Origin of the sequence: Streptomyces sp. NPDC056144 (assembly GCF_042264145.1) — a bacterium.
Lineage (GTDB): Bacteria > Actinomycetota > Actinomycetes > Streptomycetales > Streptomycetaceae > Streptomyces.
Genome location: NZ_JBHJVF010000015.1, coordinates 1 through 21802 on the forward strand (window position 1 = coordinate 1; position 21802 = coordinate 21802).

The following is a 21802-nucleotide window of genomic DNA, read 5'->3' on the forward strand; positions in this document are numbered from 1 at the left end:
GGCCATCGGCTTCGCCGACTTGCCCTTGACGCGGCGCCGGAAGCTGCGACTCTCGGAAAGAGGGCGGTCCCACCAGGAGCCCATAGGAAACCCCCGCCTCTGGCGCCTCGGAGACCTCTTCCATGGCCCCTCTTCCCTTACTGCGTACGGGTGTTGGAGGATCGGCCGCATGAATCCGCATGCGAACGCATCGAACGGATCGACCGAGCCCGCCGCTGCTGCCGCGGTCTCCTACCTCGCCGCGCTCAACCGGCGCATGACCGCCGACGGCTGCACCGTGACCTCGCCGCCCTGGCGTGACCACCCCGTGGTGGCCGGTGCCCGGGGGGACCGCAAGGCCCGGTGGTTCGGGACGAAGGTGGAGGTGTTCGTCTTCGCGGCCGCCGTACCCGAGGTCGATCTGGTGACTCTGGGGGAGTTCACGGGGTGGGCCATGGACTACGCCAAGAGCCTGCGAAGGGGTATCGCCGGCGCCCGCAACGCGGCCTTCGTGCTGCCGGCCCTGGTCGGTGCCCGCGTCCAGCCCGAGGCGGCGCAGTGGGCCGCCCAGGACGCCCGGATCCTCGGGACGACCCTGATCAGCCGCCCCATCACCGTCGAGACGACCCCGCAGGGCATCCGCACCTCGATGTACCGGGGCGGCACCGTCTGGGGCGGCATGTTCACGAACCACGTCCTCGGGAAGGCCGCCCTGTACTTCCCGTGAGGGGCCCCTCTTATCCCACCAGCGCCAGGATCTCGGGTGCGGCCTCCGCCAGCGTCGCGAAGTGGCGGTGGCCCTCACCCGCCTCCGGGCCGTTCACCGTCCACACCGTCATCCCCGCCGCCAGGCCCGACCGCACGCCCGACGGCGCGTCCTCGATCACCAGGCACTCGGCAGGCGAGGCGCCCAGCCGCTCCGCCGCGAGCAGGTACGGCACCGGGGACGGCTTCCCCTCGGTCACCGAGGCCGCGTCCACGAGGAGGCCCGGCAGGGGGAGTCCGGTGCGCTCGAACCGTCCCCGGACCCGGTGCGCGTAGTTCGACGTGACGAGCGCCCACCGGTCCGCCGGCAGCGCGCCCAGCAGCTCCGCCGCGCCCGCGAAGGCCTCGTACGTGCCCGTCCGCACGTCCTCGTCCTCCAGCTCGTGCAGGAGGGCGAGACACTCGGCCGGGTCCGCGCCCGGCGCCACCGTCGCGAACGTCTCCACCGGCCGCGTCCGCAGCGCCACCGCGCACACCTCGGCGCCGTCGAGCCCGTACCGCTCCGCCCACGTGTGCCACATGCGGCGCTGGTTCTCGACGGCGTCCATCAGGGTCCCGTCGACGTCGAAGAGGACGTACTTCACGGCGGGGGCGGCAGAGGCGGAAGCCGAATCGACGGCCGATGCGACGTAGACCGAAAGGTGGGTCGCCCTTCCGTCGGCGTACCGGTCTTCGGCGAGCTCTTCGACCAGATCGCGGAGGATCTGCAGAGCGATCCGGAAATCGCCCTCGGCGCCCGCGACGGGCGGGGCGTCGGGCCAGACGATGACCGCGCGGGAAGACTCCAGCTCGGCGAGCCCGCCCCACATCGAGTCCGAGACGGCGTCCCACACCTTGCCGCTCGCGAGCGGCGGATCCAGGGGCAGTGCTGCCGCCCGTACAGCCGCGACGAAGGCCTCCCGGTCGGTCCGCCCGGCGGTGGCGAGCGTGAACACGGGAACGCCCTGACGAGCGGCCTCGTCGACTATCCCGGGGATGCCCGTACCAGGAACCTCGTAGAAGCCTGTGTGGATCGCCATGCTCAGAACCGTACCGGTGCGTCTTCCCGGCCCGGATCGCTCCCGCTGCACCTGCGTCAGGCGGGGGCCCTCGTCCATCGGAGTGCCGTCGTCGGCGAAGAGGATGCGGGGGGCCGGGTGGACGGGGAGAACCCCGGCATGAAGAGAACTCTCGGCTCCCTCGCCCTGCCCCTCGCCGCCACCACCCTCCTCGGCCTCGGGCTCACCGCCTCCGCCACCGCGTCCCCCGACCCCGGCGACACCCTCGCCACCACCGGTACGGTTCCGGCGGCCCCGACCCCGGCCACCCGCCTCCACCTGACGGTCACCGACGCGGCGGGCGTGGTGACGGACGTCTTCCTCGGCTGCCGCCCCACGGGCGGGAACCACCCGAGCGCGGAGCTCGCCTGCGGGGCCCTGCACGAGGTGGGCGGCGACTTCGACGCGCTCAAGGGCGACCCGGACATGCCCTGCACGGACGAGTACGCGCCCGTCACGGCGACGGCGGAGGGCACATATGACAAAGTCCCGGTCTCCTGGGAAAAGGTCTTCGGCAACGCGTGCGAGCTGACGGCGGGGACGACGCCGGTATTCGCGTTCTGAGGGTCGTTGCCTGAGGTATCTTCCTCGCGCGGTCACGTCGAGATCCTGCTCCGTGCCGCGTGAGGGAGGGGAAACCCCATGCGCAACACTCTGCTGCGGCGTGCGGCCACTCTGGCCACGACGCTGGGGCTCACGGCAGCCGGCCTGCTAGGGGCGGGGACGGCCCCCGCGCAGGCGGCGGTGAGCGACTGCCCGGTGGGCTACTTCTGCGCCTGGGTCGACGAGTACGCCAAGGGTGCGATGCTCAAGACGCAGGTCAGCATGCCCACGCTGGGCACCTGGGACAACAAGCTCAAGTCGTCGATCAACCGCACGAACTTGTACTCCTGCCAGTATGACGATCCGAACTACGGTTTCGAGGGCGGAGCCCTCGTGGACGCTCCCCGCCAGGCATCCGTCGCCAACAGCGGGTTGGGCTTGGTCAGCTCCATCAAGCTCGTTCCCACCGAGCGCGAGTGCTCGGACGACGCCTACCCCTACTGGGAGGCGAAGACGTCGCCGACGGTCGGTGGGTTCGGCGACATGAACGGCGACCGCCGGGCGGACGTCCTGCTGCGGGACTCGGCCGGGCGCCTGTGGCTGATGCCCGGCAACGGCACCGGCCGCATGATCGGGTCCGGCGGCTGGGGGGCGTACGACCTCTTGCGGCACGGCGACTTCAGCCGCGACGGCCGCGAGGACGTGATCGCCCGCGAGAAGTCCACCGGCAAGCTGTGGCTGTACCCCGGCACCGGCGGGGGCCCTCTCGGGGCGCGCAAGCTCATCGGCAGCAGCGGCTGGAACTCCATGGGCCCGATCGCCGCCTTCGGCGACCTGACCGGCGACGCCCGCCCCGACGTGCTCGCCGTGGAGAAGTCCACCGGCAAGCTCTGGGTCTACGCCGGCACCAGCACGGGCACCCTCGCCGTGCGCAAGGCCGTCGGTTCGAGCGGCTGGAACGCCATGAACGCCCTCGTCGGCGCGGGCGACCTGACCGGCGACGGCCTGGACGACCTCCTCGCGCGGGAGAAGGCCACGGGCAAGCTGTGGCTGTACCCCGGCACCAGCCGCGGGATCTTCGGTACGCGCAAGGCCGTCGGCAGCAACAACTGGAACTACGTGGGCAAGCTCTTCGCCGTCGGCGACAGGTCGGGCGACGGGCGCCCCGACCTGCAAGCGGCCGACCTGTCGACGCTCTACCAGTACCTGGGCAGCGCCGACGGCAGCCTGTCCAAGTCCGGAGAGACGTACAGCTCCTGGTGGTTGCTGGAAGGCGCCCAGGCCTTCTGATCCGCCGCTGACGGTCGTCGGGCCCGGTGCCGGTTTCCCTCGGCACCGGGCCCGCTGCTCACGCCTGAGTCGACGCGTACGAGACGAAGGACGACCAGGTCGCGGGGGCCACGGCGAGCTGGGGGCCTTCGGTGTTCTTGGAGTCGCGGAGGTGGATGGTGGTGGGGTGGACGGCGATCTCGACGCAGTTGCCACCTTCCTGGCCGCTGTAGCTGGACTTCCGCCAGTCGTAGGCGACTTCGAGGCATTCGCCGCCCTCGCCGCTGCTGTAGCTGCTCTTGAACCAGGACAGATCCTTGGTGCTCATAGCTCTCCCAAAATCTTCTCGATCCGCGACAGGGACTCTCCGGAGGTAAGCGCCTGCGCCCGGATGATCCCATAGCGTTCGGTGTACATGCGGACCTCTTCCGGGTCGGTGATCAGGTTGGCGTGCCCATACCGTTCGATGTACGCGACCTCGCGGCGCCCCTTGTGGGTGAGCAGGGTGAACGAGCCGTCCAGGGCGGGATGTTCGTCCACATCGTCCGGCATGATCTGGAGGTGGACGTTGCGCAGCCGGGAGGTCTCTGTGAGGCGCCGCAGCTGCTGCCGGAAGGCGTCCCGGCCGCCCAGCGGTCGGCGCAGGACCGACTCCTCGATGACGAAGCTGATCGTCGGACCGGGCTGCCGTTCGAGGATCGCCTGACGGGCCAGCCGGTCGGCCACGCGCTTCTCAAGCGTCAGCTCGTCGTAGAGCGGGCGACGCTGGCGGAACAGTGCCTCCGCATAGGCGGCAGTCTGGAGAAGGCCCGGGATGGCAGTCGCCTCGTAGTAGTGCAGCGCCACCGCTGCCGCCTCCGCCGCAGCGAAGGTCCGGAACCAGTCCGGATGTCGTACCCGCGCCCGCGAGATCGCCTCCCGTACGTCGTCCACCGCCACCTTCAGCAGCCCGTCCGCGCCCAGCGGACCGTCCACCGCCAGCAGGAACTCCGGCTGGGGGACCCGTACGCCCCTCTCGATCGAGGACACCAGGTCCTCGCTGCAATGGGCGATCTCCGCCAGCTCTGCCTGGCTCAGGCCCGCGTTCCTTCGCAGGAGCTTGATGATTTTCCCTAGCGCACGGAAAAGGTGCGCAGTACCGTCCGTTTCGGAGGGCCGTTCCGGCCTCTCGTCCTCGTTCCCCGACATCCGTACCGCCTTCTTTGGCGTACTCGTACAGTTACTCAGCGTCGTGGCGTCGCTGCTGGTCAGGGTACGGGGGAGCGGACAGGCTCCGGGGCATGAAATCCGAAATCGCCACTCCAACCGGTGAGTTCGCGCTCCGGCTCTCTTCGACACGCCGGGGCGCACGTTTGGCGCGGCTACTCGCTGTGCAGCAACTGCACGACTGGGGAGTGACGGGTTCCGCCGCGCTCGCGGTGGAACAGGTCGTCGCCGAACTCGCCAACAACGCGGTCCTGCACGGGCGGGTGCCCGGCCGGGACTTCGAGGTCCGGATGGAGCGCGCGCCCGACCACGTACTCGTCGAACTGTCGGACGCGCGCGGCGAACGCCGCCCCCGCCCCGGCCGGACGGCCGTCGACGCGGAGAGCGGCTACGGGCTGGTGCTCGTGGCCGCGCTCGCGACGGGGTGGGGGGTGCGGAAGCGGTGTGTGGGGAAGACGGTGTGGGCGGTGGTGCCGGTGGGGAGTCAGAACGCGGGTTCGCCCCAGTAGCCGTGGTCGTAGTACACGCGGGTGCCGGCCTTGAAGGGTGCGCGCCAATCGCCGGTGCCCTTGTGGAAGTAGGCCTCGTTGCTGGTCGTTGAGATGGTCGCGAGGTCGTTGCGGCCGTCGCGGTCGAGGTCGCCGATGCCGATGATCGCGGAGTTCGCGTTCCATCCGCCGCTGATCTTCGTGCGGGTGGAGAAGCCGCCGCGGCCGGTGCCCTGGTGGAGCCAGAGAACGCCGTCCTTGTCCCGGCCGACGAGGTCTCCGGCGGGGCCGCCGGCGATGTTCCCGGTGGCGACGATCTTGTTGTACGTGTTGTAGCCGGTGCCGATCTTCGTGGGGCTGGTGAAGGGGCGGGTCGTGTCGCCGGTGCCCTTGTAGAGCCAGAGTCCGCCGGTCTTGTCGACGGCGAGGAGGTCGGGCTTGCCGTTGTCGGTGAAGTCGCCTCCGGCGGTGAGCTGGGTGTACGCGTTCCAGCCGCCACCGATCTTCGTGCGGGTGGAGAAGGCGCGGCCGGTGCCCTGGTGGAGCCAGAGGACGCCGGTCTTGTCGCGGGCGACGACGTCCGGGTAGGCGGTGCCGCCGACGTTGCCCGGGGTGAGCAGCCGGTCGTACGCGCGCCAGCCGCTGATGCCGATGGCCGTGGAGGAGTTGTCCCACCCGGACCCGAGCGGCGTGGGGGTGTTGTGGAGGAGCAGGCTGCCGTCGCGTTCGACGGAGAGCAGGTCGGGGGTGCCGTTGTCGTTGAAGTCGTGCGGGACCGTCCTGCGGACGACCTTGAACGTCCCGCTCTTTTCGAGGACGGGGCCGATCTTGTTGTCCGGGGTGGCCGTGAGGTGCCAGGTGTAGTCGCCGTTCGGGGCGGGAGGGGTGCTCTTGTGGTCCACGCCGGACAGGGCAGTCCACTGGCCCTTGTAGAGACCCCCGCTCAGGAACAACGACAGCGACCACTTCCTCTGGGTCGCCTTGTGGGTCAGCACGACCGTCTTCGACGAGCCCGTCCTGCTGAGCTGCCAGCTCATGGTGACCGGACCGGTGAGCTTGTCGGCGTCGATCGTGCTGGGGACGGAGTAGCTCACCAGCTCCATCGAGGAGGGTTCACCGGTGCGTGCGACCTGGGTGACGGCGGGCCGGGTGGCTCCGTTGCTGGGGTCGATCCGGTAGAGGCCCTCGCCTTGGGCGGCCGTCCCTCCTCGCACCATCAGAGCGCCGGTGGGGTCGGTGACGGAGTGCTTCATGTCCTCCAGGAGCGTGATGGTCTCACCGGTCGTCAGGGAACGGGCATTCAGGGGGCACGCGTCCCCCGCCATGCGTCCGCATTGCATGTACGTTAGCCACTCGCCGACCAGCTTCGGGTATACGGGCTCCCTCAGCTGGCCCAGCGAGTACCGCGCGATGGTGGGGGCAGTGGTGGTCTTCCGGGGGATCACCGCCACCGTGAACGTGGTGTCGGTGGGCTTCTCGAGCCAGGAGATATGTGTCGACGACAGGTCCATGAAGCCTTCGAAGGTCGCGGGGAGGTCGTACTCCTCGACGACTGTGCGGCCGGTGATGTCGACCACGGCCGCACGCTTCCGCTGGACGCCGTCCACCGTGCCCGAATAGGAGACGACCACCGTGGTGGGGCCCTCCAGGAAGACCTTGGCGATCGCGGCGTCCTCGGGCAGCCCGGTCACGACGTCGTCGACGAGGACGCCCGCCCGCATGCCGACCGCGTGGAGCTCGGTGCCGCCGGTCGTGGTGGTCTTCTTCATCAGGATGTCGGGCCCGACGAACCCGGCCACGGTGTAGCCCAGCGAGCTGACGTCGAGCTGGGTAACGGCGCCGGTGCTCATGTCGTGCATCGCGTAGACGCCTTGCCCGAGGATCTCCGGCACGATGTCCGTCTGTACGTCGACGTGGTACTGGCCGCTGGGCAACACGGTCGTGGCCCCGTCCGAGTAGCGCGTCCACCGGGCGACGTACGAGGTGCCGCTGTACTGCCGCGTCGAGAAGCCCTTCGGGCCTGCGGACGTGATCACGGCGTCGCCCTTCGGGAACGGGGCCACGAAGGCGGCGGTGCCGCTCTCCGTCGCCGTCGCAGCCGTCGCGGCCGGAACGGTGGCGAGTGTGCCCACCGTGAGCGACGCGGTGGCGGCAAGCGCGGCGGCGAGCCGGAAGCGGTACGTACGGGACGTGCGGGACAAGAGGACGCTCCCCCCGGGGGACGCGGCGCGACGCCTGTCGTCGCACCACCGGTCCCAAGACCCCCAGGGGTATCGAAAGGTTGTACGTGGAGCACGTCGGGCGCGCCTAGTACGTCAAGTACGCCGCGCCCGGGTGCCGGTGGGGGTTAGAACGTGCCTCCGGTGTTGTGGGTGACGTTCGCGTACACCCGGGTGCCGGCCTTGAAGAGCGCGCGCCAGTCCCCGGTGCCCTTGCGGAAGATCGGGACGTTGTCGGACTTCCTGATGCCGACCAGGTCGCCACGGCCGTCGTGGTCGAGGTCGCCGATGCCGATGATGTTGGAGTACTCGTTCCAGCCGCCGCTGATGCGGGTGCGGGTGTTGAAGGTGCCGTCGCCCTTGCCGGAGTGCAGCCAGAGGACGCCGTCCTTGTCACGGGCGACGAGGTCTCCGGCGGGGGCTCCGGTGATGTCGCCGGTGGCGACGATCTTGTTGTAGCCGCCGTAACCGGTGCCGATCTTCGTGGGGCTGGTGAAGGGGCGGGTCGCGTCGCCGGTGCCCTTGTAGAGCCAGAGTCTGCCGGTCTTGTCGACGGCGAGGAGGTCGGGCTTGCCGTTGTTGGTGAAGTCGCCTCCGGCGGTGAGCTGGGTGTACGCGTTCCACCCGCCGCCGATCTTCGTACGGGTGGAGAAGCCGCCGCGGCCCGTGCCCTGGTGGAGCCAGAGGACTCCGGTCCTGTCGCGGGCGACGAGGTCGGGGTAGCGGGCGCCGCCGATGTTGCCGGGGGTGAGCAGCCGGTCGTACCCGCTCCAGCCGGTGCCGATCGTCTGCGGGTAGACGTTGTGCCGGGTCCCGACCGGCGTGGGCGTGTTGAAGAGGTTCAGCTGCCCGGCGTCGTCCCGGTCGAGCAGGTCGGGGGAGCCGTTGTCGTTGAAGTCGTGCGGGACCGTCTTGCGGGCGATCGTGAAGGCGCCCTTCTTGTCCAGGGCGGGGCCGTTCGCGTTGAAGTACCGCGCCGTGAGGTGCCAGGTGTAGTCGCCGTTGGGGAGGGGGGTGAGCCCTTCGTCCGTCTCGGCCAGGTCCGTCCAGGAGATGCGGTGTGCCTCGTCCGCTCCGCTGGCGTCGGGGTACCGGATCCACGTCTTCCCGGTCGCCTTGTGCGTCACCTCGACGCGCACGCGGCTGTTGGGGAAGCTGAGCTTCCAGGACAGGGTGGTCGGCGTACCGGGCCGGTCGAGGGCGAACGTCCCGGAGGCGGCCTGGCTCACCAGTGTCAGGTTGGTGGACTGGCCCGAGCTCGCCACGAGGGTGGCGGGCGGCTGGGTGGCGCCGTCGCGGGGGTCGATCCGGTAGAGGCCCTCGCCCTGGTCGAACGTGCCGCCCCGCACCAGCAGGGTTCCGTCGGGGCTCTCGGCGGCGTTCACCGTGTTGTCCAGGAGCGGCACGGGGCGGCTGGCGACGGTGAGGGACTGGGCCATGAGCGGGGCCGCGACCCTGAACGGGTACCGCGCGACGTTCCCGGTCGTCGCGTAGGTCAGCCAGTCGCCCACCAGCCAGACGGAGTAGCGCTCGTAGGGGCCCAGGGCGTACCTCTTGGTCGCGGTCGTCCGCCGAGGGGTCACCGCTGCCACCGACTTGAACTGGCTGGGCTTCTCGATCCAGGCGATGTGGGTGGCCGACACGTCGACGGAGCCGGTGGCGTTGGCGGGCACGTCGTACTGCTCGGTGACCGCGTGGGACGGGGTGTCCACGATGGCCAGGCGGCTCTGCTGGGCACCGTTGACGGTGGCGGAGTAGCGGACGAGGACGCTGCTCGGTCCCTGCGGGGTGACCGCGTTGATCACGGTGTCGGCGGGGAGGCCGGTCACGATGTCGTCGACGAGGACGCCCGCTCGCTTGCCGATGACGTGGAGGTCGGTGCCGCCGGTCGCGTTGGCCTTCTTCGCGACGATGTCCGCGCCCGCGTACGCGGCGAGCTGGTAGCCCGCGCCGAGGGAGCTGATGTCGAGCTGCAGGACGGTGCCCGCGCTCATATCGTGCATGGCGTAACGGCCGTTGCCGAGGGTCTGCGGCACGATGTCGGACTGGGGCGAGGGGAGGTCGTACGTACCGGCGGGAAGGACGGTCGTGACCCCGTCGCGGTGGCGCGTCCAGCGCTGGACGGTGCTGTTGGCGTTGTACTGCTTGGTCGCGTAACCCTCCGGGCCCGAGCCCCAGAGGGAGGTGTCCTTGGGGAACGGCAGGACGGTGGCCGTGTCGTCGGCGGAGGCCGCAACGGCGCCTCCCGTCGCCGTCGCCGCCACCGCTGGAACGGTGGCGAGTGCGCCCACTGTGAGGGACGCGGTGACGGCAAGCGCGGCGGCGAGCCGGATGTGGGACGTGCGGGACGTACGGGACAAGAGGACGCTCCCCCCGGGGACGGGGCGCGACGCCTGTCGTCGCACCACCAGCCCCAAGACCCGCAGGGGGATCGAAAGGTTGTACGCCGAGTACGTCAAGTACGCCGAGCCCGGACGGAGTCAGCGCCCGCCCGCTCTCAGCCCCCGCCCCGCCTCACGTCGTAGCCCGGTCCCGCAGCGCCGTCTGCCACGCCGGTGCCGGGATGCTCGGCGCCAGTTCCGCGCGCCGCCCGCCCTGGGCGAAGAAGTCGACCAGCGGGAGCAGGCCCGCGCCGACCGTCACCGCCTCCGGGCCCAGCGTGCCGAGGGCGATTTCGGTGCGGTCGCCGGGGTGGCGGAGCGCGTACGCGCGGGCGTGGTCGGACACGGCGGCGAGGAAGCGGGGGCCGAGCTGGAGGCCGGCCCAGCCGCCGACGAGGATGCGTTCGGGCTGGAAGAGGTTGATCAGGTCGGCCATGCCCGCGCCGAGGTACTCGGCGGTCTCCTCCAGGACGGCGAGGGCCGTCGCGTCGGGTGCGCCGGATGCGGGGTAGGCGGCGGCGAGCATCGCGGTGAGGGCGGTTTCCTCGTCGGCGCCGGCGGGGGGCTCGCCGCCCGCTTCGCGCCAGCGTTCGAGGAGGGCTTCGGCGCCCGCGTACGCCTCCAGGCAGCCCTGGGCGCCGCAGCGGCAGCGCCGGCCCCTGACCCGTACGGTCAAGTGGCCCCATTCCAGGGCCCGTCCGGGTCCCAGCGGGTCGGTGACGACGCAGGCGCCGACGCCGGAGCCGAAGAGGACGACGACGGCGCTGCCCGCGCCCCGGCCGGAGCCGAACCACATCTCGGCCTGGCCGAGGGTCTTGGCGCCGTTCTCGATGCGGTACGGGACCTCCTGGGGGAGGTCGACGGCGTCGCGGAGGAGGCGTTCGAGGGGGACGGCGTCCCAGCCGATGGTCTGGCCGTGGACGACGGCTCCGCTGTCGGCGGTGTGTTCGACGATGCCGGGGACGCCGATGCCGACGCCGAGCAGCCGCTCCGCGTCCACTCCGGCGGTGCGGAGGACCTCCGCGATGCCGTCCCGCAGGTGGTGGACGACGACCCCGACCTCGTACCGCTCGGTGCGGGGCCCCGAGGTGGCCAACGGGCGTTCGGTGCGGGCGAGTTCGGTGAGTGCGAGGTCGAACAGCTCGATCCGTACGCGGGTTTCGCCGATGTCGACGCCGATCATGCAGCCGCTGGCCGGTGCGATGCGGAGGAGGGTGCGGGGGCGGCCGCCGGCGGAGTCGACGCTGCCGGCTTCCTCGACGAGGCCGTCGGTGACCAGCTCGGCGACGACGTTGCTGATGGATCCGGAGCTGAGTCCGGTCGCGGGGCCCAGTTTCAGGCGGCTCATCGGACCGTCGAAGTAGAGCCTCCGCAGCACCGCCGTCCGGTTCTCGCGCCGCAGGTCGCGCACTGTGCGGCCACTCTTCGCGTGCACTCTCGTCCCCGTCCGTCGTAGTCGTCGGCTGCAACATACCCGCACGAAAGCGTTGGCGCGAAGCCTTGACGCGACTTTCTCATGGGGTTTAACTCACATCCTAAATTAAGCCGATGCGGCGGAGAGCGGTCCGGGCGCTCCCCTGTCGGTACTCCCGCCTTCCCTGAAAGGGACCAGGAGCCATGCGCAGAATCAGAGCCGCCGTCACGGGTGCCGTCACCCTCTCCCTCGCTCTCACCGCGACCGCCTGTGGCGGCGGTGGGGACGACGGCGGCCAGGCGAAGAAGACCCTCACCTACTGGGCCACCAACCAGGGCTCCAGCCTGGAGGTCGACAAGAACGTCCTCCAGCCCGAACTGGACGAGTTCGAGCGCCAGACCGGGGTCAAGGTCAAGCTGGAGGTGATCCCGTGGTCCGACCTGCTCAACCGGATCCTCACCGCCACCACCTCCGGCCAGGGCCCCGACGTCCTCAACATCGGCAACACCTGGAGCGCCTCCCTCCAGGCCACCGGCGCCCTGCTCCCCTGGGACGCGAAGAACTTCGAGGCCATCGGCGGCAAGGACCGCTTCGTCGAGTCGGCCCTCGGCTCCACCGGCGCCCCCGGCCAGGACCCGGCCGCCGTCCCGCTGTACTCGATGGCGTACGCCCTCTACTACAACAAGCAGATGTTCAAGGACGCCGGCATCGCCAAGCCGCCGACGACCTGGGACGAGGTGGTCGCCGCCGGCAAGAAGCTCAGCAAGGGCGGGAAGTCGGGCATCGGCGTCGAGGGCTCCAACCTCTCCAACAACATCCACCAGGTGTTCGTCCTCGCCAAGCAGCACGGCGCCGACTTCTTCACCGCCGACGGCAAGCCCGACTTCACCTCCGACGGGGCCGTCGCCGCCGTGAAGCAGTACGTCGACCTCATGGCCGCCGACAAGATCGTCGCCCCGGGCAACGCCGAGTACGCCCAGAACCAGTCCCTCAGCGACTTCGCCAAGGACCGGACCGGCATGGTCCTGTGGCAGACCCCGTCCCAGACCTTCGCCTCCCAGGGCATGTCCGAGGACGAGTGGGGCGTCGTCCCCGCCCCCGTCCCGTCGGGCAAGCCGGGCACCGGCACCGCCACCAACTCCATGGTCGCGGGCATCAACATGGCCGTCTTCAAGAACACCAAGAACCTCGACGGCGCCCTCAAGTTCGTGAAGTACATGACCAGCGACGAGCAGCAGATCGACCTCAACAAGACCTACGGCTCCGTGCCGCCGGTCAAGACCGCCCAGAAGGACGCCGCCTTCTCCGGCCCCTCCCTCGCCGTCATCCGCGACACCCTCTCCACCAGCGCCGCCGCCCTCCCGCAGGTCCCGGCGGAGTCCCAGTTCGAGACCGTCGTCGGCACCGCCGTCAAGGAGCTGTTCGCCGACGCCGCCGCCGGCCGGCCCGTCACCACCGAGTCCGTGAAGGCCAAGCTCGACAAGGCCCAGCAGCAGATGGCGAAGCAGTAGGCACCCGCCCGATGACGAAGAAGCAGGCACTCGCCTCATGACGAAGAAGTGGGCCCCCGCCCCATGACCCAGACCGCCGTCACCCCCGAGCGGGAGCCGGCGGTGCGCAAGGCCGCACCCGGAGGGGCGCGTCCCGCGCGCCGCTCCGGGCGCCGCCGCCTCGCACTGCCCTACGTCCTGCTCCTGCCCGCCCTGCTCCTCGAACTCCTCGTCCACCTCGTGCCGATGCTCATGGGCATCGCCATGAGCTTCAAGGAGCTCACCCAGTTCTACATCCGGGACTGGGCCGCCGCCCCCTGGTCAGGACTCGACAACTTCTCGGTCTCGCTCGACTTCGACGCGGCCGTCGGCCAGTCCCTGCTGAAGTCCTTCCTGACCACCTGCCAGTTCACCGTGCTCTCCGTCGGCCTGTGCTGGCTCCTCGGCACGGCCGCCGCGGTCCTCCTCCAGGAGAACTTCCGGGGCCGGGGCGTGCTGCGGACCCTGTTCCTCGTCCCGTACGCCCTGCCGGTCTACGCCGCCGTCATCACCTGGGCGTTCATGTTCCAGCGGGACAACGGCGTCATCAACCACGTCCTCCACGACCAGCTCGGCATCGGCGACAGCCCCGCCTTCTGGCTCATCGGCGACAACAGCTTCTGGGCCCTGCTCGTCGTCTCCGTCTGGAAGGGCTGGCCCTTCGCCTTCCTGACCGTCATGGCCGGACTCCAGAACATCCCCAGGGACATGTACGAGGCGGCCGCCCTCGACGGGGCCGGCGTGTGGAAGCAGATCCGGCACATCACCCTGCCGTCCCTGCGCTCCGTCAACCAGGTCCTCGTCCTGGTCCTCTTCCTGTGGACGTTCAACGACTTCAACACGCCGTTCGTCCTCTTCGGCGAGGCGGCGCCGGAAGCCGCCGACCTCATCTCGCTCCACATCTACCAGTCGTCCTTCCAGACGTGGAACTTCGGCACCGGCTCGGCCATGTCCGTGCTCCTGCTGCTCTTCCTCCTCCTCGTCACGGGCGTCTACCTCCTGCTCACCACTCGGGGAAGGAAGGCCTCCGATGTCTGAGACACGGTCTCCCATGGCCCCGCCCCGGTCCTTCCTGTGGACCCGGCGGATCGTCCTCACCCTCCTCACCGGTTTCGTGCTGCTGCCGGTGTACGTGATGATCTCCAGCTCCCTGAAGCCGCTGGAGGACGTCTCGGGCAAGTTCGAGTGGATCCCCTCCGGGCTCACCGTCGCTCCCTACTTCGACATCTGGGAGACGGTCCCGCTCGCCGACTACTTCGTGAACTCGATCGTCGTCGCGGGCGGAGCCACGGTCCTGTCGGTGATCGTCGCGATCTTCGCCGCGTACGCCGTCAGCCGCTACACCTTCCGCGGCAAGCGGGTCTTCACCGTCACCGTCCTGTCGACGCAGATGTTCCCCGGCATCCTCTTCCTGCTGCCGCTCTTCCTCATCTACGTCAACCTCGGCAACGCCACCGGCATCGCGCTCTTCGGCTCCCGCGAGGGCCTGATCCTCACCTATCTGACCTTCTCGCTGCCGTTCTCCATCTGGATGCTCACCGGCTACTTCGACTCGATCCCGCGCGAGCTGGACGAGGCGGCGAAGGTCGACGGCTGCGGCCCGGTCACGGCGCTGTTCCGGGTGATCGTGCCCGCCGCCCGGCCCGGCATCGTCGCCGTCGCGATCTACGCCTTCATGACGGCCTGGGGCGAGGTCCTCTTCGCCTCCGTCATGACCACCGACAGCACGCGCACGCTCGCCGTCGGACTCCAGGGCTACGCCACCCTCAACGACGTCTACTGGAACCAGGTCATGGCCGCCTCCCTCGTGGTCAGCGTGCCCGTCGTCGTCGGGTTCCTCCTCCTCCAGCGCTACCTCGTCGCCGGGCTCACGGCGGGTGCGGTCAAGTGATCCCCCTCCAGCCCCGTGCGCCCCAGCCCCGTACCGCCCTCGCCACCGCAGAAAGGCACCCCGTGTCCGACCCCATCGCCGTCCCGATCGACCTGGCGGCCTTCCCGCCCTCCTTCGCCTGGGGCACGGCGACCTCCGCCTACCAGATCGAGGGTGCCGTCGACACGGACGGCCGCGCCCCCTCCATCTGGGACACCTTCTGCCGCGTCCCCGGCGCGATCGACAACGGCGACACCGGCGACACGGCCTGCGACCACTACCACCGCTGGCCCGAGGACCTCGCCCTGATGAAGGAGCTCGGCACCGACACGTACCGGATGTCGATCGCCTGGCCCCGCGTCGTCCCCGGCGGCGACGGCCCCGTCAACGCCGCCGGACTCGACTTCTACGACCGGCTCGTCGACGGCCTCCTCGACGCCGGCATCAACCCCTCCGTCACCCTCTACCACTGGGACCTGCCACAGGCCCTCCAGGACCGGGGCGGCTGGACCTCCCGCGAGACCGCCGAACACCTCGCCGCGTACGCCTCCGTCGTCGCCGAGCGGCTCGGCGACCGCGTCACCAGCTGGGCCACCCTCAACGAGCCGCTCTGCTCCGCCTGGATCGGGCACCTGGAGGGCCGGATGGCCCCGGGCCTCACCGACCTGACGGCCGCCGTCCGCGCCTCGTACCACCTGCTCCTCGGCCACGGCCTCACCACCGCCGCGATCCGCGCCGCCGCCCCCGGCGCCCGTATCGGCCTGGTCACCAACCACTCCACCGTCGAGCCCGCCTCCAGCCGCCCCGAGGACATCGCCGCCGCCCGCCGCATGGACGGGCACAGCAACCGGTGGTTCCTCGACCCGGTGTACGGCCGCGGCTTCCCCGCCGACATGCGCGAGCTGTACGCGCGGCACGGGGCCGAGCTCCCGGAGCAGCCGGGCGACCTGGAGACCATCGCCGCCCCGCTCGACTGGCACGGCCTCAACTACTACTTCCCGGTCACCGTCGCCGACGACCCCGAGGGCCCCGTCCCGTACGCCCGCGAGGTCCGCCTGCCCGACGTGCCCCGCACCGGCATGGACTGGCAGATCGAGGCGGCGGGCCTGGAGAGCCTGCTGATGCGGCTCACCGAGGAGTACGGCGTCCGGGAGCTGTACGTCACCGAGAACGGCTCGGCCTTCCCCGACGCCGTCGGCCCCGAGGGCGCCGTCCACGACCCCGACCGCACCCGCTACCTGGAGCAGCACCTCGCCGCCTGCGCGAGCGCCGTCCGCAAGGGCGCCCCGCTCGCCGGGTACTACGCCTGGTCGCTCCTGGACAACTTCGAGTGGGCCTACGGCTACGACAAGCGGTTCGGCCTCGTCCACGTCGACTACGCGACCCAGCGGCGGACCGTGAAGACCAGCGGTCGGCGGTACGCGGAGATCATCCGCGCCCACCGGGAGATCAGCGGCTGATCAGGACGGCTGATCAGGACGGCTGATCAGGCCGACTCCCGTGCCACCAGGACCGGTTCGAAGACCTTCGAACCGGTCTCCGGTGTGCCCGTGTCGAGCTGGTCGAGCAACGCGCCCGTCAGCGCCGCCGCCATCTCCTCCACCGGCTGGCGCACGGTGGTCAGCGGGGGAGTGGCGTCCCGGGCCGCCGCCGAGTCGTCGAAGCCGACCACGGCGACGGACCCCGGCACGGCGACGCCCCGCTCGGCGAGGAGGCGGCAGGCGCCGCGGGCCATCAGGTCGTTGGCGGCGAAGACCGCGTCGAGGTCCGGGTGCCGGTCGAGGAGCCGGGCCATCGCGTCCCGGCCGCTCTCCTCGGTGAAGCGGCCCCGCTCGACCGGCACGCCGGTCACCCCGCGCGCGGCGAGGGCGGCCGTGAAGCCGTCGAGCCGTTCGCGCGCGGCGGGCGCCGACTCCGGCGCGGCGATGACCGCGGGCCGCCGCCGCCCGGCCGCCCACAGGTGCTCGGCCGCGAGCCGGGCGCCCGCGCCGTTGTCCAGGTCCACCCAGCCGCAGGGGACCCCGGCGCGCGGGCGCCCGAAGAGCACCGTGGGCAGGCCGGCCGCGACGAGCGCCCCGGGCAGCGGGTCGTCCTCGTCGAGCGGCACGACGACGGCCCCGTCGGCGCCGCCGCGCCGCAGGTAGGAGACGAGCTGGTGGCGGGCCGGTTCGGATTCGGCGACGAGCAGGACCGGCTGTACGGCGCGTGCGCGCAGCACCGGGAGCACGCCGTCGACGACGCGCCCGAAGAAGGGGTCGGAGAAGAGGCGGGCGGTGAAGGAGCCGCCGGTCAAGGAGCCGCCGGTCGCGGAGAGGACCAGGGCGACGGCGCCGGCGCGCCGGGTGACGAGCGAGCGGGCGGCCTGGTTGGGGGCGTAGCCGGTCCGGTCGACGGCCGCGCGGACCGCCTCCTGGATCTCCGGGGCCACGTTCCGCACGCCGTTGACCACGCGGGAGACCGTCGCGCGTGACACCCCCGCCTCGCGTGCGACGTCTTCGAGAGTCGGCCCCCGGTTCCCCATCCGCGCACTTTATCGGTGCGCTGTGTCCGGTGGATGTACGTGCTTAATGCAAGCCAAAAGAAAAGTCGTGTCACATGCCTTGACCGTCAACTCCGGCCCCGGGCAAGGTTTCGGAGAGCGCTCTCCCACGTGTCCGTCATGTTTCCCCAGAGGAGATCCATGCCCTCCCCCCTCCGCCGGTCCACGGTCGGCGCCCTCGTCGCCTCCCTGGCCGGCACCCTGCTCGCGGTGGTCCCCGCCGCCTCGGCACAGGCCGCCGACACCCTGCTCTCCCAGGGCAAGACGGCCACCGCCTCGACCGTCGAGGGCGCGGCCTTCCCCGCCTCCGCCGCCGTCGACGGCAACCTCGGCACCCGCTGGGCCAGCCAGTGGACCGACGCCCAGTGGCTCCAGGTCGACCTCGGCGCCTCCCGGCAGCTCAGCAGGGCCGTCCTCACCTGGGAGGCGGCCTACGGCAGGAACTACGAGATCCAGGCCTCCGACAACGGCACCGACTGGCGCACCGTCACCACCGTCTCCGCGGGCGACGGCGGCACCGACGACGTCGCCCTCTCCGGCTCCGGCCGCTACGTCCGCGTGAACGGCCTCGCCCGGGGCACCGGATACGGCTACTCCCTCTGGGAGTTCCAGGTGTACGGCTCCGCCGACGGCACCGGCCCGACCCTGCCCGGCGGCGGCGACCTCGGCCCCAACGTGCACGTCTACGACCCGTCGACGTCCGGCCTCCAGGCCAAGCTGGACGCCGTGTTCCAGGAGCAGGAGTCCGCCCAGTTCGGCGCGGGCCGCCACGCCTTCCTCCTCAAGCCCGGCACGTACAGCGGCCTCAACGCCCAGCTCGGCTTCTACACCCAGATCGCCGGCCTCGGCGTCCGCCCCGACGACACCACCATCAACGGCGACGTCACCGTCGACGCGGGCTGGTTCAACGGCAACGCCACCCAGAACTTCTGGCGCGGCGCCGAGGGCCTCGCCCTCAACCCGGTCAACGGCACCGACCGCTGGGCCGTCTCCCAGGCCTCCTCCTTCCGCCGCATGCACGTCAAGGGCGGCCTCAACCTCGCCCCCGACGGCTACGGCTGGGCCTCCGGCGGCTACATCGCCGACTCGAAGATCGACGGCCAGGTCGGCAACTACTCGCAGCAGCAGTGGTACACCCGCGACAGCTCCATCGGCGGCTGGTCCAACAGCGTCTGGAACCAGGTCTTCTCCGGCACCGAGGGCGCGCCCGCGACCGCCTTCCCCGAGCCGCGCTACACCACCCTCGACACCACCCCGATCTCCCGCGAGAAGCCGTACCTGATCTGGGAGGACGGCCAGTACAAGGTCTTCTCCCCGGCCAAGCGGACCAACGCCCGCGGCACCAGCTGGGCGAACGGCGCCCCGCAGGGCGAGAAGATCCCGCTCAGCCAGTTCTACGTCGTCAAGCCCGGCACCACCGCGGCGACCATGAACCAGGCGGTCCAGCAGGGTCTGCACCTGCTCTTCACGCCCGGCGTCTACCACGTCGACCGGCCGGTCGAGATCAACCGCGCGGGCACGATCGTGCTCGGCCTCGGCCTCGCCACGCTCATCCCGGACAACGGCGTCGCCGCGATGAAGGTCGCCGACGTCGACGGCGTCCGCCTCGCCGGCTTCCTCGTCGACGCCGGACCGGTCAACTCCCCGGTCCTGCTGGAGATCGGCCCGCAGAACTCCGCCGCCGACCACACCGCCAACCCGACGACCGTCCAGGACGTCTACATCCGCATCGGCGGCGCCGGCCCCGGCAAGGCCACCACCAGCATGGCCGTCAACAGCGACGACGTCATCGTCGACCACACCTGGGTCTGGCGCGCCGACCACGGCGAGGGCGTCGGCTGGGAGACCAACCGCGCCGACTACGGCGTCCGCGTCACCGGTGACGACGTCCTGGCCACCGGCCTCTTCGTCGAGCACTTCAACAAGTACGACGTCGAGTGGTACGGCGAGCGCGGCCGGACGATCTTCTTCCAGAACGAGAAGGCGTACGACGCCCCCAACCAGGCCGCCATCCAGAACGGCGCGACCAAGGGCTACGCCGCCTACCGGGTCGACGACTCGGTCAACACCCACGAGGGCTGGGGCCTCGGCAGCTACTGCTACTACAACGTCGACCCCACCATCCGGCAGGACCACGGCTTCAAGGCCCCGGTGAAGCCCGGCGTGAAGTTCCACAGCCTGCTGACGGTCTCCCTCGGCGGCAACGGCCAGTTCAACCACGTCATCAACGACATCGGCGCCCCGACCGAGGGCACGGCGACCGTCCCGTCCACCGTCGTCAACTTCCCGTGACGGCCTGAAGGTTCACCACCCACTCCTTCCGGGCGGCGATCCGTCCCGCCGCGCCGCCCGGAAGGCCCTCCCTCCCCCTCGCGGAAGGTCCCCCCATGACCCCGTACGGCAGCGCGACCCGCACCACCACCTCCCTCCTCTCCCTCGGCGCCCTGCTCGCCGCCTCCCTGACGGCCCTCGCCGTCGCCCCCGCCTCCGCCGCCGAGACCCTGCTCTCCCAGGGCCGGACGGCCACCGCCTCCTCCACCGAGGGCGCCGGATTCCCCGCCTCCGCCGCCGTCGACGGCGACCCCGGCACCCGCTGGGCCAGCCAGTGGACCGACGGCCAGTGGCTCCAGGTCGACCTGGGCCGTACCGTCACCGTCAGCCGGATCGTCCTCAGCTGGGAGGCCGCCCACGCGACCGCGTACGACATCCAGCTCTCCGACAACGGCACCGACTGGCGGACCGTGAAGTCCGTGACCGGCTCCGACGGCGGCACCGACGAGATCGCCGTCACCGGCACCGGCCGCCACGTCCGCCTCCAGGGCGTCACCCGCTCCGGCGGATACGGCCTCTCCCTCTGGGAGTTCAAGGTGTACGGGGAGGAGGGCGGCACCACCCCGCCCCCGACCGGCGGCGCCGTCCGCGTCACCGGCACCCAGGGCGCCTGGCAGCTCACCGTCGGCGGACAGCCGTACACCGTCAAGGGCGTCACCTGGGGCCCGTCCGTCGCCGACGCCGGCCGCTACATGCCCGACGTGAAGTCCCTGGGCGTCAACACCATCCGCACCTGGGGCACCGACGGCAGCACCAAGCCCCTCCTGGACGCGGCGGCCGCCCAGGGCATCCGCGTCATGAACGGCTTCTGGCTCCAGCCCGGCGGCGGCCCGGGGTCCGGCGGCTGCGTCGACTACGTCACCGACACCGCGTACAAGACGACCATGCTCGGCGAGTTCGCCAAGTGGGTCGAGGCCTACAAGACCCACCCCGCCACCCTCATGTGGAACGTCGGCAACGAGTCCGTCCTCGGCCTCCAGAACTGCTACTCCGGCACCGCGCTCGAAGCCCAGCGCAACGCGTACACGACCTTCGTCAACGACGTCGCCAAGAAGATCCACTCCATCGACCCGGACCACCCGGTGACCTCCACCGACGCCTGGACCGGCGCCTGGCCGTACTACAAGCGCAACGCCCCCGACCTCGACCTGTACTCGATGAACGCCTACGGCGACATGTGCCGCGTCCGCACGGACTGGGAGCAGGGCGGCTACACCAAGCCGTACCTCATCACCGAGACCGGCCCGGCGGGCGAGTGGGAGACCCCGAAGGACGCCAACGGCGTCGCCGAGGAGCCCACCGACGTACAGAAGGCGGAGGGCTACACCCGCGCCTGGAACTGCGTCACCGGCCACCAGGGCGTCGCGCTGGGCGCCACCGTCTTCCACTACGGCACCGAGCACGACTTCGGCGGCGTCTGGTTCAACCTCCTGCCCGACGGCCTCAAGCGGCTCTCGTACTACGCCCTCAAGAAGGCGTACACGGGCAGCACCGCGGGCGACAACACCCCGCCGGTCATCACGAACATGACCGTCACCCCGTCCGGATCCGCCCCGGCCGGCGGCGAGTTCACCGTCCGGGCCGACGTCCGCGACCCCGACGGCGACCCCGTCACCACCAAGGTCTTCCTGAGCGGCAACTACGCCAACGGCGACAAGCGCCTGATCGAGACCCCGTACCGCCGCAACGCCGACGGCTCGCTCGCCGTCACCGCCCCCGAGAAGCTCGGCGTCTGGAAGGTCTACGTCCAGGCCGAGGACGGCCGCGGCAACGCCGGCATCGAGACGAAGTCCGTCAAGGTCGTCGCCCCGCCGGTCGCCGGCACGAACCTCGCCCTGGGCCGCCCCACCACCGCCTCCTCCTCCCAGGCCTCGTACGGCGACTGCCCCTGCCCGGCCGGCAACGCCACCGACGGCAACCTCACCACCCGCTGGGCCAGCGACTGGAGCGACCCCCAGTGGATCCAGGTCGACCTGGGCGCGGTCCGCTCCTTCAGCCGCCTCCAGCTCGTCTGGGACCCGGCGTACGCCCGCGCGTACGAGGTCCAGGTCTCGGACGACGGACAGACCTGGCGCACGATCCACACCCAGACCGCCGGCAACGGCGACGTCGACACCGTCGTGGCCTCCGCCACCGCCCGCCACGTCAGGCTCTCGCTGACGGCCCGGGGCACCGGGTGGGGCTACTCGCTGCACGAGTTCGGTGTCTACGCCTAACCCAGGAGAGCAAGGA

At 70.9% G+C, this 21802-nt stretch carries 17 protein-coding genes; 10 read left to right on the plus strand and 7 right to left on the minus strand.

Annotation, left to right across the window (positions count from 1 at the left end; translation table 11 throughout):
* Positions 1–169 precede the first annotated feature (169 nt).
* Positions 170–706: a hypothetical protein gene (locus ACFC0Z_RS31220; RefSeq protein WP_376445103.1), complete on the plus strand. Its 537-nt coding sequence runs from the start codon at positions 170–172 to the stop codon at positions 704–706.
* A 10-nt stretch (positions 707–716) separates the two neighbouring features.
* Here the strand turns inward: ACFC0Z_RS31220 and ACFC0Z_RS31225 are convergent, their stop codons facing one another.
* Positions 717–1328, minus strand: coding sequence for an HAD-IA family hydrolase (locus ACFC0Z_RS31225; protein WP_376445443.1), 612 nt, complete (start codon positions 1326–1328; stop codon positions 717–719).
* Between the two features lie 573 nt (positions 1329–1901).
* Here ACFC0Z_RS31225 and ACFC0Z_RS31230 point away from each other — a divergent pair.
* Positions 1902–2345: an SSI family serine proteinase inhibitor gene (locus ACFC0Z_RS31230; RefSeq protein ID WP_376445105.1), complete on the plus strand. Its 444-nt coding sequence runs from the start codon at positions 1902–1904 to the stop codon at positions 2343–2345.
* A gap of 78 nt (positions 2346–2423) precedes the next feature.
* The gene (locus ACFC0Z_RS31235; RefSeq protein ID WP_376445108.1) at positions 2424–3614 is read left to right on the plus strand and encodes an FG-GAP-like repeat-containing protein; all 1191 of its coding nucleotides are present in this window, start codon (positions 2424–2426) and stop codon (positions 3612–3614) included.
* Positions 3615–3672: 58 nt separating this feature from the next.
* On the opposite strand, the gene ACFC0Z_RS31240 is transcribed toward ACFC0Z_RS31235, so the two are convergent.
* Both ACFC0Z_RS31240 and ACFC0Z_RS31245 read right to left on the minus strand, forming a co-directional pair.
* Positions 3673–3921, minus strand: a complete 249-nt coding sequence (locus ACFC0Z_RS31240; protein WP_376445111.1) for a DUF397 domain-containing protein — start codon at positions 3919–3921, stop codon at positions 3673–3675.
* Positions 3918–4781 (minus strand): helix-turn-helix domain-containing protein, encoded by an 864-nt coding sequence (locus ACFC0Z_RS31245; RefSeq protein WP_376445113.1) that lies wholly within the window; start codon positions 4779–4781, stop codon positions 3918–3920. The genes ACFC0Z_RS31240 and ACFC0Z_RS31245 overlap by 4 nt, the downstream gene beginning before the upstream one ends.
* A 92-nt stretch (positions 4782–4873) precedes the next feature.
* On the opposite strand from ACFC0Z_RS31245, the gene ACFC0Z_RS31250 reads away from it, so the two are divergent.
* Positions 4874–5308, plus strand: coding sequence for an ATP-binding protein (locus ACFC0Z_RS31250; protein ID WP_376445115.1), 435 nt, complete (start codon positions 4874–4876; stop codon positions 5306–5308).
* On the opposite strand, the gene ACFC0Z_RS31255 is transcribed toward ACFC0Z_RS31250, so the two are convergent.
* The 3 genes from ACFC0Z_RS31255 to ACFC0Z_RS31265 form a co-directional block, all read right to left on the minus strand.
* Positions 5284–7488, minus strand: coding sequence for an FG-GAP repeat domain-containing protein (locus ACFC0Z_RS31255; protein ID WP_376445117.1), 2205 nt, complete (start codon positions 7486–7488; stop codon positions 5284–5286). The two genes, ACFC0Z_RS31250 and ACFC0Z_RS31255, sit on opposite strands and share 25 nt — an antisense overlap.
* 146 nt (positions 7489–7634) lie before the next feature.
* Positions 7635–9866 carry an FG-GAP-like repeat-containing protein gene (locus tag ACFC0Z_RS31260; protein WP_376445120.1) on the minus strand — a complete coding sequence of 744 codons (2232 nt, stop codon included), beginning with the start codon at positions 9864–9866 and terminating at the stop codon, positions 7635–7637.
* Between the two features lie 154 nt (positions 9867–10020).
* Entirely contained in the window at positions 10021–11322 is a 1302-nt protein-coding gene (locus ACFC0Z_RS31265) for an ROK family protein (RefSeq protein ID WP_376445123.1), read from the minus strand.
* 182 nt (positions 11323–11504) lie between these two features.
* Here ACFC0Z_RS31265 and ACFC0Z_RS31270 point away from each other — a divergent pair, with 182 nt between their 5' ends.
* The 4 genes from ACFC0Z_RS31270 to ACFC0Z_RS31285 all read left to right on the plus strand — a co-directional run bounded on the left by ACFC0Z_RS31270 (position 11505) and on the right by ACFC0Z_RS31285 (position 16160).
* Entirely contained in the window at positions 11505–12812 is a 1308-nt protein-coding gene (locus tag ACFC0Z_RS31270; RefSeq protein WP_376445126.1) for an extracellular solute-binding protein, read from the plus strand.
* Positions 12813–12875: 63 nt separating this feature from the next.
* Positions 12876–13868: a carbohydrate ABC transporter permease gene (locus tag ACFC0Z_RS31275; RefSeq protein WP_376445128.1), complete on the plus strand. Its 993-nt coding sequence runs from the start codon at positions 12876–12878 to the stop codon at positions 13866–13868.
* Positions 13861–14721, plus strand: coding sequence for a carbohydrate ABC transporter permease (locus ACFC0Z_RS31280; protein WP_376445130.1), 861 nt, complete (start codon positions 13861–13863; stop codon positions 14719–14721). The genes ACFC0Z_RS31275 and ACFC0Z_RS31280 overlap by 8 nt, the downstream gene beginning before the upstream one ends.
* Positions 14722–14795: 74 nt before the next feature.
* On the plus strand, positions 14796–16160 hold the full coding sequence (locus tag ACFC0Z_RS31285; protein ID WP_376445445.1) for a GH1 family beta-glucosidase: 1365 nt from the start codon (positions 14796–14798) through the stop codon (positions 16158–16160).
* Between the two features lie 26 nt (positions 16161–16186).
* Here ACFC0Z_RS31285 and ACFC0Z_RS31290 read toward each other — a convergent pair whose 3' ends face one another.
* On the minus strand, positions 16187–17221 hold the full coding sequence (locus tag ACFC0Z_RS31290; protein WP_376445133.1) for a LacI family DNA-binding transcriptional regulator: 1035 nt from the start codon (positions 17219–17221) through the stop codon (positions 16187–16189).
* A gap of 159 nt (positions 17222–17380) precedes the next feature.
* On the opposite strand from ACFC0Z_RS31290, the gene ACFC0Z_RS31295 reads away from it, so the two are divergent.
* Positions 17381–19531, plus strand: coding sequence for a discoidin domain-containing protein (locus tag ACFC0Z_RS31295; protein ID WP_376445135.1), 2151 nt, complete (start codon positions 17381–17383; stop codon positions 19529–19531).
* A gap of 95 nt (positions 19532–19626) precedes the next feature.
* Positions 19627–21786 carry a discoidin domain-containing protein gene (locus ACFC0Z_RS31300; RefSeq protein WP_376445137.1) on the plus strand — a complete coding sequence of 720 codons (2160 nt, stop codon included), beginning with the start codon at positions 19627–19629 and terminating at the stop codon, positions 21784–21786.
* Positions 21787–21802 lie beyond the last annotated feature (16 nt).

Bases quoted from the DNA above. Each gene is read 5' to 3' on its own strand.
- ACFC0Z_RS31220 (WP_376445103.1), top strand. From the start codon at position 170: ATGAATCCGCATGCGAACGCATCGAACGGATCGACCGAGCCCGCCGCT.
- ACFC0Z_RS31230 (WP_376445105.1), top strand. From the start codon at position 1,902: ATGAAGAGAACTCTCGGCTCCCTCGCCCTGCCCCTCGCCGCCACCACC.
- ACFC0Z_RS31235 (WP_376445108.1), top strand. From the start codon at position 2,424: ATGCGCAACACTCTGCTGCGGCGTGCGGCCACTCTGGCCACGACGCTG.
- ACFC0Z_RS31240 (WP_376445111.1), bottom strand. From the start codon at position 3,921: ATGAGCACCAAGGATCTGTCCTGGTTCAAGAGCAGCTACAGCAGCGGC.
- ACFC0Z_RS31245 (WP_376445113.1), bottom strand. From the start codon at position 4,781: ATGTCGGGGAACGAGGACGAGAGGCCGGAACGGCCCTCCGAAACGGAC.
- ACFC0Z_RS31250 (WP_376445115.1), top strand. From the start codon at position 4,874: ATGAAATCCGAAATCGCCACTCCAACCGGTGAGTTCGCGCTCCGGCTC.
- ACFC0Z_RS31270 (WP_376445126.1), top strand. From the start codon at position 11,505: ATGCGCAGAATCAGAGCCGCCGTCACGGGTGCCGTCACCCTCTCCCTC.
- ACFC0Z_RS31275 (WP_376445128.1), top strand. From the start codon at position 12,876: ATGACCCAGACCGCCGTCACCCCCGAGCGGGAGCCGGCGGTGCGCAAG.
- ACFC0Z_RS31280 (WP_376445130.1), top strand. From the start codon at position 13,861: ATGTCTGAGACACGGTCTCCCATGGCCCCGCCCCGGTCCTTCCTGTGG.
- ACFC0Z_RS31290 (WP_376445133.1), bottom strand. From the start codon at position 17,221: ATGGGGAACCGGGGGCCGACTCTCGAAGACGTCGCACGCGAGGCGGGG.
- ACFC0Z_RS31295 (WP_376445135.1), top strand. From the start codon at position 17,381: ATGCCCTCCCCCCTCCGCCGGTCCACGGTCGGCGCCCTCGTCGCCTCC.
- ACFC0Z_RS31300 (WP_376445137.1), top strand. From the start codon at position 19,627: ATGACCCCGTACGGCAGCGCGACCCGCACCACCACCTCCCTCCTCTCC.